Genomic DNA, 14579 nt, shown 5'->3' with positions numbered 1-14579 from the left:
CGCAAGACAGACGCAAACGTTTTCGTTTATAATGCGCCAAACTTTGGATAGACGGTGGAATGGGTAATGACGTTATTAGGAACAGCTTTGCGTCCCGCTGCGACGCGCGTAATGCTTCTGGGTTCAGGTGAGTTAGGGAAAGAAGTGGCGATCGAATGCCAGCGCTTAGGCATCGAAGTGATCGCCGTCGATCGTTACGCCGATGCGCCAGCGATGCACGTCGCGCACCGCGCTTACGTTATCAATATGCTTGATGGCAACGTACTGAAAGCGCTGGTTGCGCAGGAAAAACCGCACTTTATCGTGCCGGAAATCGAAGCCATCGCCACGGATACGCTGATTGAGCTTGAGCAGGCGGGCCAGAAGGTAGTGCCGTGCGCACTGGCGACCAAACTGACGATGAACCGCGAAGGCATTCGCCGTCTGGCGGCGGAAACCCTCAAGCTTCCAACCTCCGCCTACCACTTTGCTGATAGCGAAGCGCAGTTCCGCGAGGCAGTCACCGATATTGGTCTGCCGTGCATTGTGAAACCCGTGATGAGTTCATCCGGCAAGGGCCAGACCTTTATTCGCCGTGAAGATCAGCTGGCGCAGGCCTGGCAGTATGCGCAGGAAGGCGGTCGCGCCGGTGCTGGCCGGGTAATTGTGGAAGGCGTGGTTAATTTTGATTTCGAAATCACACTGCTGACCGTTAATGCCGTCGATGGCGTCCACTTCTGCGCCCCTGTCGGCCACCGTCAGGAGGATGGTGACTATCGTGAATCCTGGCAGCCGCAGCAGATGAGCGAGTTGGCGCTGTCGCGCGCGCAGGAGATCGCCCGCGAGGTGGTGCTGGCGCTGGGCGGATACGGTCTGTTCGGTGTCGAGCTGTTTGTGTGTGGTGATGATGTGGTATTCAGCGAAGTGTCCCCTCGCCCACACGATACCGGCATGGTGACGCTGATTTCGCAGGATGTGTCGGAATTTGCTCTGCACGTCCGCGCTTTCCTTGGCCTGCCGATTGGTGCCATTCGCCAGTACGGCCCGTCCGCTTCTGCGGTACTGCTGCCGACGCTGACCAGCCGCAACGTCACCTTTGATAAGGTACAAAATGCGCTGGATGCTGGCGTACAGCTGCGTTTGTTCGGCAAACCGGATATTGCGGGTTCTCGTCGCATGGGCGTCGCGCTGGCAACGGCAGACAGCGTTGAAGCAGCCGTGGAACGCGCCAAAATCGCCGCGGCGGCAGTCGTGGTTCAGGGATAAGAAAAAAGGCGGGCTGCTTACGCATACCCGCCCTTTTTTGCTTACCCGGCTATCAGGCCGAGTGCAGCGAACACCTTACAGCTTCGCGCCTTCAACGGCTTCGCGTGCCAGTTTAGTGATGCGATCGTAATCGCCTGCTTCCAGCGCGTCAGCCGGAACCAGCCAGGAGCCGCCGATGCACAGAACGCTTTTCAGCGCCAGGTAGTCACGGTAGTTCGCAGGAGAGATACCGCCGGTTGGGCAGAAACGAATCTGGGAGAATGGACCCGCGATCGCCTGCAGCGCTTTCACGCCGCCGTTCGCTTCAGCCGGGAAGAATTTGAACTCTTTCAGGCCGTGTTCCATACCCAGCATCAGTTCAGACACGGAGCAGATACCTGGGATCAGTGGAATGGTGCCCGCGGTAGCTGCTTTCAGCAGGTTGTCAGTCAGGCCTGGGCTGATAGCAAACTGCGCGCCAGCTTCGGTCACTTCTTTCAGCTGCTGAGCGTTGGTCACTGTACCCGCACCCACGATAGCGTCCGGCACTTCTTTTGCGATAGCGCGGATAGCGTCCATCGCACAGGCAGTACGCAGCGTCACTTCCAGTACGCGTACGCCACCAGCAACCAGCGCTTTCGCCATTGGTACGGCGTGCTCAAGCTTGTTAACCACGATTACCGGTACTACCGGGCCAGTGGTCAGGATTGCTTCTGCAGTTGTTTTCCAGTTTTTCATCAGAAATTTTCTCTCGCCAGATCTACAAAACGTGTCATCTTAAAAGGTAATACAGGTTGCGCCCTGCTCTGCACCGGACAGTTTTTCCCGTAATGCGCTAAACAGTTCACGGCCTGTCCCCACGCGCGAAGCGCTCAGATCGGGAATATGCGGTTGGCGTGCGGCCAGTTCAGCTTCATCAACCAGCAGCGTCAGCTCGCCGGTCTGGCCATTGACGCGAATCATGTCGCCATCTCGCACTTTCGCCAGCAGCCCACCGTCATAGGCTTCAGGGGTTACGTGGATCGCTGACGGCACTTTACCGGATGCTCCGGACAGTCGTCCATCAGTGACTAACGCAATTTTGAAACAGCGGTCCAATAATACACCAAGTGGCGGCATAAGTTTATGTAATTCTGGCATGCCGTTCGCTTTTGGCCCTTGATGGCGCACAACAACCACGCAATCTTTATCCAATAAGCCCGCTTCGAAGGATGGCAGCACATCGTGCTGACTCTCAAAGACCACCGCTGGCGCTTCGATAATCTGGTTTTCAACCGGGACGGCTGAGGTTTTCATGACCGCACGGCCCAGGTTGCCGCTCAGCACTTTGGTGCCGCCATGTTTAGAGAACGGTTTGTCGAAGGTAGCGATGATGTTGCCATCCAGCGAAGCCGTTGCGCCTTCACGCCAGTCGAGCTTGCCTTCGTTCAGCCACGGTTCCATGGTGTAATGCGAGAGACCAAAACCGGCTACCGTGTTGACGTCTTCATGCAGAAGACCGCCCTTCAGCAGTTCGCGGACCAGCACAGGTACACCGCCAGCCGCCTGGAAGTGGTTGATATCCGCCGGACCATTCGGGTAAAGACGCGCCATCAGCGGCACGACTTCAGACAGATCAGAGAAATCATCCCAGTTGATGATGATGCCTGCCGCGCGCGCCATCGCCACCAGGTGCATAGTGTGGTTGGTCGAACCGCCGGTTGCCAGCAGCGCCACGATACCGTTGACCACCACTTTTTCGTCGATCATCTTACCGAGCGGCATCCACTCGTTACCGTTACCGGTCATACGCGTCACCTGACGCGCAGCGGCAGCGGTCAGTTCAGCACGCAGCGGCGCATCCGGGTGAACAAAAGAGGAGCCCGGCAGCTGCATGCCCATAAATTCAATCACCATCTGGTTGGTGTTGGCAGTACCGTAGAAGGTGCAGGTACCCGGTGCGTGGTAGGACGCGGCTTCAGACTCCAGCAGCGCGTTACGATCCACTTTGCCTTCAGCATAAAGCTGACGAATACGCACTTTTTCTTTGTTCGGCAGACCGCTCGCCATCGGGCCCGACGGAATAAAGACAGATGGCAGATGACCAAAGGAGAGCGCCGCCATAGCAAGCCCCGGGACGATTTTGTCACACACGCCAAGGTACAGCGCGCCATCAAACATATTGTGAGACAGGCCTACTGCGGCAGACATGGCAATCACTTCGCGGCTCAGCAGAGAAAGTTCCATGCCGTCCTGTCCTTGGGTGACGCCGTCGCACATGGCTGGCACACCGCCCGCGACCTGGCCCACCGCGTTCACGCTGTGCAGCGCTTTACGGATCACATCCGGGTAGTGTTCATACGGCTGATGGGCAGAAAGCATGTCGTTATAGGAGGTAATGATCGCGATATTGTTACGCAGCATGCTCTTCAGCGATGCTTTATCGTCGGGCTGGCAGGCAGCAAAACCGTGTGCCAGATTACCGCAGGCCAGTTCAGAACGGTGAACCGTTTCAGTTTTGGCCTGATTGATACGCGCCAGATAGGCTTCACGCGTGTCGCGCGAGCGTTCAATAATTCGATTTGTTACCCGTAACATTGCAGAGTTCATAAAGGCTCCTTAAAATTTTTCTGTCCAGGCCGCTATCTTACACGGATAAATCATTGGTCAGATTTATCGAAAATCACCGTATAGCGCAGCTCAGAGGCAAAGGTCTACCGGTAGTGTAATAAAAAAAGCCCCGGTGGTGAATCCACCTGGGGCTTAAATGCGCAAAAATAGCACTACATGCTGTGTTAGATCATGTTACCGGTAAAATAACCCTTCCGGATTATCGCGGTCCCTTATTCGAACTCGTTCCAGGAACGGCCATCACGGGTAATCATCGCGACCGAAGCAACTGGTCCCCAGGTGCCAGCCTGGTATGGTTTAGGCGCGTCTTTATCGCTTGCCCATGCTTCAGTGATGGAGTCGACCCACTTCCAGGCCTCTTCCACTTCGTCGCGGCGAACGAACAGCGCCTGAATACCACGCATGGTTTCCAGCAGCAGACGTTCATAGGCATCGGCCAGGTGAGTCTGATTAAAGGTCTCTGAGTAGCTCAGATCCAGCTTGGTCACCTGCAGGTTATGCTTGTGCTCCAGACCAGGAACCTTGTTGAGGATCTGAATATCCACGCCTTCATCCGGCTGCAAACGAATCGTCAGCTTGTTCTGCGGCAGCTCAGGCCAGGTTTCTTTGAACAGGTTCAGTTCAGGGTTTTTGAAATAAACGACAACTTCAGAGCATTTGGTCGGCAGACGTTTGCCGGTACGCAGGTAGAACGGCACGCCAGCCCAACGCCAGTTATCAATATCCACGCGAATAGAAACGAAGGTTTCGGTGCTGCTGGATTTGTTGGCGCCCTCTTCTTCAAGGTAGCCTGGGACTTTCTGCCCCTGAGCAAACCCAGCGGTATACTGGCCGCGCACGGTTTTATCACGCACGTTGCTGCGGTCGATGCGACGCAGCGACTTCAGCACCTTCACTTTCTCATCACGAATGCTGTCGGCGCTCAGATCGGACGGCGGCGCCATCGCAATCATGCACAGAATTTGCAGCAGGTGGTTCTGGATCATATCGCGCATCTGGCCGGCCTGATCGAAGTAACCCCAGCGGCCTTCAATCCCGACTTCTTCAGCAACGGTAATTTCCACGTGATCGATGGTGCGGTTATCCCAGTTGTTCACAAACAGGGAGTTGGCAAAACGCAGCGCCAGCAGGTTCAGAACCGTTTCTTTACCCAGATAGTGGTCGATACGATAAACCTGGCACTCTTCGAAATATTCGCCCACCTGGTCGTTAATCTCACGGGAAGTTTCCAGCGAGGTACCCAGCGGTTTTTCCATGACGACGCGTGCCGGTTTAGCATTAAGCTTCGCTTCACCCAAGCCGCGGCAGATGGCGCCAAAGGTGCTTGGCGGCATAGCGAAGTAGTTGATGGTGATGCGATTTTTTTGATCGAGCATCTCACCAAGACGCGAAAATGCTGGCGCATCGTTGACATCGAGGTTGCAGAAGTCAAGGCGTGCGCTGAGGGTATTCCACAAACCTTCATCAATCTTCTCTTTCATGAAGGTTTCGAGCGCTTCGCGGACAACTTTGGTGTATGCCGCTTTATCCCAATCGGCACGGCCGACACCGATAATCCGGGTGTCCGGATTAATCTGGCCCGCTTTTTCCAGCTGATACAGGGAAGGCAGCAATTTCCGGCGGGCCAAGTCGCCCTTCGCGCCGAAAATGACCAGATCGCATGCCTGGGCCGTTTGCGTTACCGCCATGTCATTCTCCTCAGTTTATATACCCGGTTCTATGCCAGGCTATCTACCCGTCACCGTTCAGCTTTTGCCGAAAAGCGACGGATATCGTTGTAATTTTCTTACGGTGCACTGTACTGTGTTTACGAAATTGCCGAAACCCTTTAACGCCTTTCACCGCTCCCGATCGCACAATTCGGAACCATTGCGGCTGCGGCATTAGGCAATCCGCCAGTTTTGTTCGTTCTTTCGCCTGAGCCTCGTCGGTTAAAATACGACGCTGATCATGTTATGAAAAAAAACAACATTTTTTGCCGTTCCTCTTCGCTTTTCACTCGGCTTCAGGCGTATATTCTTGCTAAAACGCCTGCAGATTTCACCCATTAATGGAATCGTTTCAATCTATGAGCAACTTGTCACGATGAACATGCTGGAAAGAATCCAGACCCAACTGGAAAACCTTAGCAAATCCGAGCGAAAAGTGGCGGAAGTTATTCTGGCCGCGCCAGAACAGGCAATCCATTCAAGCATTGCCGCACTCGCTCTTGAAGCCGAGGTCAGCGAACCCACCGTTAACCGCTTCTGTCGCAGTATGGAGACTCGGGGATTCCCCGACTTCAAACTCCATCTTGCCCAAAGTCTGGCCAACGGTACACCGTATGTTAATCGTAATGTTGATGAAGATGACAGCGTTGAAGCTTATACGGCGAAAATTTTCGAATCAGCCATGGCGAGCCTGGCACACGTTCGCCAGTCGCTCGATATGTCGGCGGTAAATCGTGCCGTAGACCTGCTCACACAGGCCAAGAAGATTGCCTTCTTCGGCTTAGGTTCTTCCGCCGCCGTGGCGCATGACGCGATGAACAAGTTTTTTCGCTTTAACGTCCCGGTCATCTATTCTGATGACATCGTATTGCAACGTATGAGCTGTATGAATTGCAGCGACGATGACGTCGTGGTGCTGATTTCCCATACCGGCAGAACCAAAAGCCTGGTCGAGGTCGCGCAAGTGGCGAGGGAAAATGATGCTATGGTTATCGCCATCACCTCCGCCGGCACGCCGCTGGCAAGAGAAGCGACCCTCGCTATCACGCTGGACGTTCCCGAAGATACCGACATCTATATGCCGATGGTTTCCCGACTTGCGCAGCTAACCGTGATCGATGTCCTGGCAACCGGTTTTACCTTACGTCGAGGGGCGAAATTCAGGGATAACTTGAAGCGAGTCAAGGAAGCATTAAAAGAATCGCGGTTTGATAAAGAGCTTTCCGCACACAGCGATAATCACTAAAACCGATAATAACGGTGTAATCGATTTAAACATTCGGTAATGATTGATACCGGATCCCTGTTCACGCAACACCTGAGTTGTATTAGTCAACGGAGTATTACATGTCCAGAAGGCTTCGCAGAACCAAGATCGTCACCACGTTAGGCCCAGCAACCGACCGCGATAACAACCTCGAGAAGGTAATTTCCGCCGGTGCTAACGTCGTACGCATGAACTTCTCTCACGGTACACCAGAAGATCACCAGCTACGCGCTGACAAAGTACGCGAAATCGCTGCAAAACTGGGCCGCCATGTAGCTATTCTTGGCGATCTGCAAGGACCAAAGATTCGCGTTTCTACCTTCAAAGAAGGTAAAGTTTTCCTCAATATCGGCGACAAATTCCTGCTTGATGCCAACCTTGGTAAAGGCGAAGGCGACAAAGAGAAAGTGGGTATCGACTATAAAGGTCTGCCTGCCGACGTCGTGCCTGGCGACATCCTGCTGCTGGATGATGGTCGTGTACAGCTGAAAGTGCTAGAAATCCAGGGGATGAAAGTGTTCACCGAAGTGACCGTCGGTGGCCCACTGTCCAACAATAAAGGCATCAACAAGTTAGGCGGCGGCCTCTCGGCTGAAGCGCTGACCGATAAAGACAAAGCGGATATTCATACCGCAGCCAAAATTGGCGTTGATTACCTGGCCGTCTCCTTCCCACGCTGCGGCGAAGACCTGAACTACGCTCGCCGTCTGGCGCGTGAAGCCGGTTGCGATGCCAAAATCGTTGCCAAAGTGGAACGTGCGGAAGCCGTATGCAGCCAGGACGCGATGGATGACATCATTCTGGCCTCCGACGTCGTGATGGTTGCCCGTGGCGACCTCGGCGTTGAAATCGGCGACCCTGAGCTGGTTGGTATCCAGAAAGCGCTGATTCGTCGCGCTCGTCAGTTGAACCGTTCCGTGATCACCGCGACCCAGATGATGGAGTCGATGATCACCAACCCAATGCCGACTCGTGCGGAAGTCATGGACGTGGCGAACGCCGTACTGGACGGCACCGATGCGGTGATGCTGTCTGCGGAAACCGCTGCGGGTCAGTACCCTTCTGAAACCGTGGCCGCCATGGCGCGCGTTTGCCTGGGCGCAGAGAAGATCCCAAGCATCAACGTCTCTAAACACCGTCTGGACGTGCAGTTCGACAACGTGGAAGAAGCCATTGCCATGTCGGCAATGTATGCGGCTAACCACCTGAAGGGCGTGACCGCCATCATCACCATGACCGAGTCTGGCCGTACCGCGTTGATGACCTCCCGTATCACTTCCGGGCTGCCTATCTTCGCGATGTCTCGTCACGAGCGTACGCTGAACCTGACGGCGCTGTACCGTGGCGTCACCCCAGTCTTCTTCGACAGCGAATGCGACGGCGTTGCCGCGGCACACGACGCGGTGAACCTGCTGCGTGATAAAGGCTATCTGATGTCAGGCGACCTGGTTATCGTCACCCAGGGCGACGTAATGAGCACCGTGGGTTCAACTAACACCACGCGTATCCTGACCGTCGAATAAGTTATTGTCGATATAAAAAAACCGGACGCTGTCCGGTTTTTTTTTGCCTGCGTAGCCCGGCCGAGTGAAACGACGCCGAGTGGCTCCGAGCCTTCCCGGCGGCGCTACGCTTGGCCGGGCTACGGAGCTATTTTTTATTCTTCGGGTAAAGCTCTTTGCGCTGATACGGCTCAGTTTCCCCCGGCTTACGCGTTTTCAGCAGCTTCAGGATCCACGTGTACTGCTCGGTATGCGGCCCAACGAAAATCTCCACCTCTTCATTCATGCGACGCGCAATGGTGTTGTCGTCTGCTTCCAGCAGGTCATCCATCGGCGGGCGCACCAGAATGGTCAGGCGATGCGTTTTGCCATCATAAACCGGGAACAGCGGCACCACGCGCGCACGGCACACCTTCATCAGGCGGCCAATCGCTGGTAACGTCGCTTTATAGGTAGCAAAGAAATCCACGAACTCGCTGTGCTCCGGGCCGTGATCCTGATCGGGCAGATAATAGCCCCAGTAACCCTGACGGACAGACTGGATAAACGGCTTGATACCATCGTTACGAGCATGCAGACGACCGCCAAAACGACGACGAACGGTGTTCCAGACGTAGTCGAAGACTTTGTTACCCTGGTTATGGAACATCGCTGCCATCTTCTGGCCCTGCGACGCCATCACCATCGCAGGGATATCAACGCCCCAACCGTGCGGTACCAGGAAAATCACGTTTTCGCCGTTGGCACGCATCTCCTCGATAATCTCCTGCCCCTGCCAGTCGAGGCGTGGCAGAATTTTTTCTGGCCCTTTGAGCGCCAGTTCGGCCATCATCACCATTGCCTGCGGTGCAGTGGCAAACATCTCATCAATAATGGCTTCTCGCTCGGCTTCGCTTTTTTCCGGGAAGCAGTACAGCAGATTGATCTGCGCGCGACGGCGGGCGCTGCGGCCAAATTTACCCGCCAGGCGACCGAGCTTCCCCAGAATAGGGTCGCGGATTTTGGCCGGTACGTAAGCGATTCCCGCAAACGCCAGCACGCCTAACCAGGCACCCCAGTACTGAGGATGGCGGAAAGATTTCTCAAACTCGGGAATGTATTCACTGTTATTTTTTTTCGTTTCCATGCCTATTCCAGGGTCGAATCATCGGGTCATGTGGATAATCAGATAGTGTAGCGAGGCCGGGTGCTTCGCACAAAAGAAAAAGCCGGTGCTGTATAGGCACCGGCTCTGAACGGATACTTCTTAGGCGAAATTAGTCGAAACGCAGCTGTGGCAGCACTTCTTTCACCTGAGCCAGGTAATCGGTACGATCCGAACCGGTCAGCCCTTCGGTACGCGGCAGTTTCGCCGTCAGCGGGTTGACCGCCTGCTGGTTGATCCACACTTCATAGTGCAGGTGCGGGCCAGTAGAACGACCGGTGTTACCGGAGAGCGCAATACGGTCACCACGTTTCACCTTCTGACCTGGTTTCACCAGCAGCTTACGCAGGTGCATATAGCGAGTGGTGTAGGTACGACCATGACGAACGGCAACATAGTAACCCGCCGCGCCACTGCGCTTCGCCACCACCACTTCACCGTCACCGACGGCCAGCACTGGGGTACCTTGCGGCATGGCGAAGTCTACGCCACGGTGTGGCGCTACACGACCGGTTACCGGGTTCAGACGACGCGGGTTAAAGTTAGACGACACGCGGAACTGGCGCGCGGTTGGGAAGCGCAGGAAGCCTTTCGCCAGCCCGGTACCGTTACGGTCGTAGAACTTACCGTCTTCAGCGCGAATCGCGTAATAATCTTTACCATCGGAACGTAAACGCACGCCCAGAAGCTGGCTCTGTTCACGCTTGCCGTTGAGCATTTCACGTGACATCAGCACCGAAAACTCGTCGCCTTTTTTCAGCTTACGGAAGTCCATCTGCCACTGCATCGATTTAATCACCGCGCTCACTTCCGCGCTGGTTAAACCGGCGTTGACGGCGCTGGTCACAAAACTTCCACCGACGGTGCCTTTCACCAGGCTATTAACCCAATCGCCCTTCTGCAACTCGCTGCTCATTTTAAAACCGTTAGCAACGCGATCGTAGGTGCGGGTTTCGCGGCGCGACATCTCCCAGGTTAAACGCTGTAAATCACCATCGTCATTCAGCGTCCAGGAGAGCTGTTGCCCCACTTTCATATTTTTCAGGTCTTTATCAACCGAGGCGAGCTGGCTGATGTTCCCCATATCGATGCCGTACTGATTCAGGATGCTGCTTAGGGTATCGCCCGTGGATACCACATACTCATGCACACCCGTTTCATTATCGACTTTATCGTCCAGCTCATCCTGAGGGATGGCTTCCTCTTCCTGTGCGGACTGATCAATCGGCTCGCTGGCCTCTGGCAGAAGCGAGCGAATTTCTTTTTTCTCCAGCTCAATCGTGCGGACGACAGGGGATGAAGAGGTTGGATGGTAAACGTAAGGCCGCCAGACAGCGACGGCCAACGTGAGAACGGTGAGTGACCCCAGCATAACGCGGTGGGGCCGCGGCAAATTGTTAAATGCCAGAGCGACAGAGCGGGCTATCTGCTGCACGTATTCACTTCCTTACTTATCTCCTTTCAGGCAGCTCGCATACTGGGTCGCCAGTTGAGTAAGAAACGCTGGATAGCTCTCTTTACTCAGCTTAATGTTCGTGCCTAGAGGATCGAGTGTTCCCATGCGAACGCTCGTTCCCCGCGCAACAGATTCAACGACGGCGGGCCTGAATTGTGGCTCAGCAAAAACGCAGGTTGCTTTTTGCTCAACCAACTGTGTTCTTATTTGATGTAAACGCTGCGCACCGGGTTGAATTTCGGGGTTAACGGTGAAGTGCCCAAGCGGCGTCAAACCGTAGTGTTTTTCGTAATAGCCATAGGCATCATGAAAAACGAAGTACCCCTTTCCTTTCACCGGTGCCAGCTCGTTCGCCACCTGCTTATCGGTTGCGGCCAGATTGGCCTCAAAATCCTTCAGGTTGGCATCGAGTCGGGCTCGACTCTGGGGCATAAGTTCCACTAATTTGTCATGGATTGCAACCGCCGACAGCCGCGCTATCTCTGGGGAGAGCCACAGGTGCATGTTGTACTCGCCATGATGGTGATGCGCGTCACCTTTTTCGCCGTGAGCGTGGTCATGATCATCTCCGTCAGCGGCATCATGGTCATCGTCATCTGCCCCTTTCATGAGCAACGGTTTCACGCCGTCGAGCTGAGCGATAGTGACTTTTTTATTGTCAGGAATGCTTTGCGATGACTTGTCCATAAATGCTTCCATCTCAGGACCAATCCATACGACTAAGTCCGCGTTCTGTAAGCGTTTTGCATCAGATGGACGCAGTGAATAATCATGTTCAGACGCACCGTCTGGCAGTAATACTTGCGTCTCGGTAACGCCATCTGCAATGGCTGAAGCAATAAAGCCTAACGGCTTAAGCGATGCGACAACGGCTGCATCAGCATGCTGTGCTGTCGTTCCCCAAAGTGCAGCGGATAAAGCTGCGAAAAGAAGCGTATTTTTCTGTAACATAATGCGTCTATTAATCGAAATGAGTAAGTGAAGTGTGATATTATAACATTCACTATCTTGTGCAACCCCTAATTGCTATGACGAATCTTGTATCTCTGGAAAATGTCTCCGTCACCTTCGGCCAGCGCCGGGTGCTTGCTGACATCTCGCTGAATCTCAAGCCAGGCCGCATTCTGACGCTGCTTGGTCCGAACGGCGCGGGCAAATCGACGCTGGTACGCGTGGTGCTCGGCCTCGTAGCACCTAGCGAAGGTGTTGTCATCCGCGATAAACATCTGCGCATTGGTTATGTGCCGCAAAAGTTACACCTCGACGCCACATTGCCGCTGACCGTCAAGCGATTTTTACGTTTACATCCGGCGACGCGGAAAGAAGATATCCTGCCCGCGCTGAAGCGCGTTCAGGCGGGACATCTGCAGGACGCCCCCATGCAGAAGCTCTCCGGTGGGGAAACCCAGCGTGTGCTGCTCGCACGAGCGCTGCTGAATAAACCGCAATTGCTGGTGCTGGATGAACCGACTCAGGGCGTGGATGTGAACGGTCAGGTCGCGCTTTACGATCTTATCAACCAGCTTCGCCAGGAACTCGACTGCGCGGTGCTGATGGTCTCTCACGATCTGCATCTGGTGATGGCGAAAACCGACGACGTGCTGTGCCTTAACCACCATATCTGCTGCTCCGGTACGCCGGACGTGGTTTCTATGCATCCGGAATTTATCTCGATGTTCGGCCCTCGCGGGGCAGAACAGCTGGGTATTTACCGCCATCAGCATAATCATCGCCATGATTTACAGGGCCGTATCGTTTTACGTCGGGGAAATGGGCAGTCATGATTGAAATTTTACTTCCCGGCTGGCTTGCCGGAATGATGCTGGCGTGCGCTGCTGGCCCGCTGGGCTCGTTTGTTGTCTGGCGACGGATGTCCTATTTTGGCGATACACTGGCACACGCTTCTCTGCTAGGCGTGGCATTTGGCCTGTTGCTGAACGTTAATCCATTCTATGCGGTTATCTTTGTAACGCTGCTGTTGGCGGGCGGTCTGGTATGGCTTGAAAAACGCCCTCACCTCGCCGTGGATACCCTGCTGGGTATTATGGCGCATAGCGCGCTGTCGTTGGGTCTGGTGGTGGTCAGCCTGATGTCGAATATTCGCGTTGACCTGATGGCTTATCTGTTCGGCGATCTGCTCGCCGTCACGCCGCAGGATCTTATCTCCATTGCGCTGGGCGTGGTGGTGGTGCTGGCGATTCTGTTCTGGCAGTGGCGTAATTTGCTGTCGATGACCATCAGCCCGGATCTTGCCTTTGTCGACGGCGTGAAGTTACAGCGGGTGAAGCTGTTGCTGATGCTGGTCACGGCGCTCACCATTGGCGTAGCGATGAAGTTTGTCGGCGCGCTGATTATCACGTCGCTGCTGATTATCCCGGCGGCCACGGCGCGTCGCTTTGCACGTACGCCTGAACAGATGGCCGCAATTGCGGTCGGTATTGGGATGATAGCGGTGACGGGCGGATTAACCTTCTCGGCGTTTTATGACACGCCAGCGGGGCCATCCGTGGTGCTTTGTGCGGCAATGTTGTTTATTTTGAGTATGTCGAAGAAGGCAGCCGCCTGATTTCCCCGGCGTCGCTTTGCTCGGCCGGGCGACAATGCACCGTAGCCCGGCCGAGCAAAGCGACGCCGGGAATACTCAAAGGTTACGGCATTTCCGGTGGCGTAATCCCAAAGTGGTTCCACGCACGGCTCGTCGCCATACGCCCACGTGGAGTACGTTGTAAGAACCCCTGCTGAATCAAATACGGCTCCAGCACGTCTTCAATGGTTTCACGTTCTTCCCCGATTGCTGCCGCCAGGTTATCCAACCCAACCGGCCCACCGAAGAACTTATCGATTACCGCCAGCAGCAGCTTGCGGTCCATATAGTCAAAGCCTTCCGCATCGACGTTGAGCATATCCAGCGCCTGGGCGGCGATATCTGCCGAAATGGTTCCGTCATGCTTCACTTCCGCAAAGTCACGTACGCGGCGCAGCAGGCGGTTGGCGATACGCGGCGTTCCCCGCGCGCGGCGGGCCACTTCCAGGGCGCCATCATCGCTCATCTCCAGCCCCATAAAGCGCGCGCTGCGCCCCACGATATGCTGTAAATCAGGTACCTGATAAAACTCAAGACGCTGCACGATGCCGAAACGGTCACGCAGCGGTGACGTCAGCGAGCCCGCGCGCGTGGTGGCGCCAATCAGGGTAAACGGCGGCAGGTCGATTTTAATTGAACGCGCGGCCGGGCCTTCCCCAATCATGATATCGAGCTGGTAATCTTCCATTGCCGGATAGAGCACCTCTTCCACCACAGGTGAAAGGCGATGGATTTCATCAATAAACAGCACGTCATGAGGTTCGAGGTTGGTCAGCATCGCCGCCAGATCGCCCGCTTTTTCCAGCACCGGACCTGACGTGGTGCGCAGGTTTACGCCCATTTCGTTGGCAACGATATTGGCGAGCGTGGTTTTCCCGAGCCCCGGCGGGCCGAAAATAAGCAGGTGGTCAAGTGCGTCACCGCGCAGCTTCGCCGCCTGGATAAAGATCTCCATCTGCGAGCGAACGTGCGGCTGGCCGATATATTCGGCCAGTAACTTAGGGCGGATAGCGCGATCCGCCACCTCTTCCGCCATGCTACTGCCTGATGAAATCAGGCGGTCTGCTTCAATCATCCTCTACC

General features: G+C 55.0%; 12 protein-coding genes. 5 read left to right on the top strand and 7 right to left on the bottom strand.

Features of this window, described 5'->3' with window-relative positions; translation table 11 throughout:
* The first annotated feature begins 66 nt into the window (after nucleotides 1–66).
* Nucleotides 67–1245 carry a formate-dependent phosphoribosylglycinamide formyltransferase gene (gene purT / locus ACH1XZ_RS03445; protein WP_395594333.1) on the top strand — a complete coding sequence of 393 codons (1179 nt, stop codon included), beginning with the start codon at nucleotides 67–69 and terminating at the stop codon, nucleotides 1243–1245.
* Nucleotides 1246–1320: 75 nt separating this feature from the next.
* Here the strand turns inward: purT and ACH1XZ_RS03440 are convergent, their stop codons facing one another.
* The 3 genes from ACH1XZ_RS03440 to zwf all read right to left on the bottom strand — a co-directional run bounded on the left by ACH1XZ_RS03440 (nucleotide 1321) and on the right by zwf (nucleotide 5522).
* On the bottom strand, nucleotides 1321–1962 hold the full coding sequence (locus ACH1XZ_RS03440; RefSeq protein WP_061284674.1) for a bifunctional 4-hydroxy-2-oxoglutarate aldolase/2-dehydro-3-deoxy-phosphogluconate aldolase: 642 nt from the start codon (nucleotides 1960–1962) through the stop codon (nucleotides 1321–1323).
* A gap of 39 nt (nucleotides 1963–2001) precedes the next feature.
* Nucleotides 2002–3813 carry a phosphogluconate dehydratase gene (edd, locus tag ACH1XZ_RS03435; RefSeq protein ID WP_395594332.1) on the bottom strand — a complete coding sequence of 604 codons (1812 nt, stop codon included), beginning with the start codon at nucleotides 3811–3813 and terminating at the stop codon, nucleotides 2002–2004.
* Nucleotides 3814–4046: 233 nt separating this feature from the next.
* Nucleotides 4047–5522, bottom strand: coding sequence for a glucose-6-phosphate dehydrogenase (gene zwf / locus ACH1XZ_RS03430; RefSeq protein WP_395594331.1), 1476 nt, complete (start codon nucleotides 5520–5522; stop codon nucleotides 4047–4049).
* Between the two features lie 397 nt (nucleotides 5523–5919).
* Here zwf and ACH1XZ_RS03425 point away from each other — a divergent pair, with 397 nt between their 5' ends.
* Both ACH1XZ_RS03425 and pyk read left to right on the top strand, forming a co-directional pair.
* Nucleotides 5920–6789, top strand: coding sequence for a MurR/RpiR family transcriptional regulator (locus ACH1XZ_RS03425; protein ID WP_035891692.1), 870 nt, complete (start codon nucleotides 5920–5922; stop codon nucleotides 6787–6789).
* 101 nt (nucleotides 6790–6890) lie between these two features.
* On the top strand, nucleotides 6891–8333 hold the full coding sequence (gene pyk / locus ACH1XZ_RS03420; RefSeq protein WP_035891694.1) for a pyruvate kinase: 1443 nt from the start codon (nucleotides 6891–6893) through the stop codon (nucleotides 8331–8333).
* Nucleotides 8334–8460: 127 nt separating this feature from the next.
* Here the strand turns inward: pyk and lpxM are convergent, their stop codons facing one another.
* The 3 genes from lpxM to znuA all read right to left on the bottom strand — a co-directional run bounded on the left by lpxM (nucleotide 8461) and on the right by znuA (nucleotide 11863).
* The gene (lpxM, locus tag ACH1XZ_RS03415) at nucleotides 8461–9438 is read right to left on the bottom strand and encodes a lauroyl-Kdo(2)-lipid IV(A) myristoyltransferase (protein WP_395594330.1); all 978 of its coding nucleotides are present in this window, start codon (nucleotides 9436–9438) and stop codon (nucleotides 8461–8463) included.
* Nucleotides 9439–9568: 130 nt separating this feature from the next.
* Nucleotides 9569–10891: a murein DD-endopeptidase MepM gene (gene mepM / locus ACH1XZ_RS03410; RefSeq protein WP_395594329.1), complete on the bottom strand. Its 1323-nt coding sequence runs from the start codon at nucleotides 10889–10891 to the stop codon at nucleotides 9569–9571.
* 12 nt (nucleotides 10892–10903) lie between these two features.
* A complete protein-coding gene (gene znuA / locus ACH1XZ_RS03405) occupies nucleotides 10904–11863 on the bottom strand; it encodes a zinc ABC transporter substrate-binding protein ZnuA (protein ID WP_395594328.1) in 960 nt (319 codons plus the stop codon).
* 77 nt (nucleotides 11864–11940) lie between these two features.
* Between znuA and znuC the strand changes: the two genes are divergently transcribed.
* Together znuC and znuB are read left to right on the top strand one after the other, a co-directional pair.
* Complete coding sequence (gene znuC / locus ACH1XZ_RS03400; RefSeq protein ID WP_395594327.1) at nucleotides 11941–12696, top strand: zinc ABC transporter ATP-binding protein ZnuC; 756 nt, start codon at nucleotides 11941–11943, stop codon at nucleotides 12694–12696.
* A complete protein-coding gene (znuB, locus tag ACH1XZ_RS03395) occupies nucleotides 12693–13478 on the top strand; it encodes a zinc ABC transporter permease subunit ZnuB (RefSeq protein WP_395594326.1) in 786 nt (261 codons plus the stop codon). The genes znuC and znuB overlap by 4 nt, the downstream gene beginning before the upstream one ends.
* Nucleotides 13479–13560: 82 nt before the next feature.
* Here znuB and ruvB read toward each other — a convergent pair whose 3' ends face one another.
* On the bottom strand, nucleotides 13561–14571 hold the full coding sequence (gene ruvB / locus ACH1XZ_RS03390; RefSeq protein ID WP_185667577.1) for a Holliday junction branch migration DNA helicase RuvB: 1011 nt from the start codon (nucleotides 14569–14571) through the stop codon (nucleotides 13561–13563).
* Nucleotides 14572–14579 lie beyond the last annotated feature (8 nt).

This window comes from Kluyvera chengduensis (assembly GCF_044197065.1).
Lineage (GTDB): Bacteria > Pseudomonadota > Gammaproteobacteria > Enterobacterales > Enterobacteriaceae > Kluyvera > Kluyvera ascorbata_C.
This window is presented reverse-complemented; position numbering and strand designations above follow the sequence as displayed.

What these genes read in the sequence shown, in the direction of transcription:
- ruvB (WP_185667577.1), bottom strand. Translation starts at nt 14,571, where the DNA reads ATGATTGAAGCAGACCGCCTGATTTCATCAGGCAGTAGCATGGCGGAA.
- edd (WP_395594332.1), bottom strand. Translation starts at nt 3,813, where the DNA reads ATGAACTCTGCAATGTTACGGGTAACAAATCGAATTATTGAACGCTCG.
- znuB (WP_395594326.1), top strand. Translation starts at nt 12,693, where the DNA reads ATGATTGAAATTTTACTTCCCGGCTGGCTTGCCGGAATGATGCTGGCG.
- znuC (WP_395594327.1), top strand. Translation starts at nt 11,941, where the DNA reads ATGACGAATCTTGTATCTCTGGAAAATGTCTCCGTCACCTTCGGCCAG.
- purT (WP_395594333.1), top strand. Translation starts at nt 67, where the DNA reads ATGACGTTATTAGGAACAGCTTTGCGTCCCGCTGCGACGCGCGTAATG.
- lpxM (WP_395594330.1), bottom strand. Translation starts at nt 9,438, where the DNA reads ATGGAAACGAAAAAAAATAACAGTGAATACATTCCCGAGTTTGAGAAA.
- ACH1XZ_RS03425 (WP_035891692.1), top strand. Translation starts at nt 5,920, where the DNA reads ATGAACATGCTGGAAAGAATCCAGACCCAACTGGAAAACCTTAGCAAA.
- zwf (WP_395594331.1), bottom strand. Translation starts at nt 5,522, where the DNA reads ATGGCGGTAACGCAAACGGCCCAGGCATGCGATCTGGTCATTTTCGGC.
- znuA (WP_395594328.1), bottom strand. Translation starts at nt 11,863, where the DNA reads ATGTTACAGAAAAATACGCTTCTTTTCGCAGCTTTATCCGCTGCACTT.
- pyk (WP_035891694.1), top strand. Translation starts at nt 6,891, where the DNA reads ATGTCCAGAAGGCTTCGCAGAACCAAGATCGTCACCACGTTAGGCCCA.
- ACH1XZ_RS03440 (WP_061284674.1), bottom strand. Translation starts at nt 1,962, where the DNA reads ATGAAAAACTGGAAAACAACTGCAGAAGCAATCCTGACCACTGGCCCG.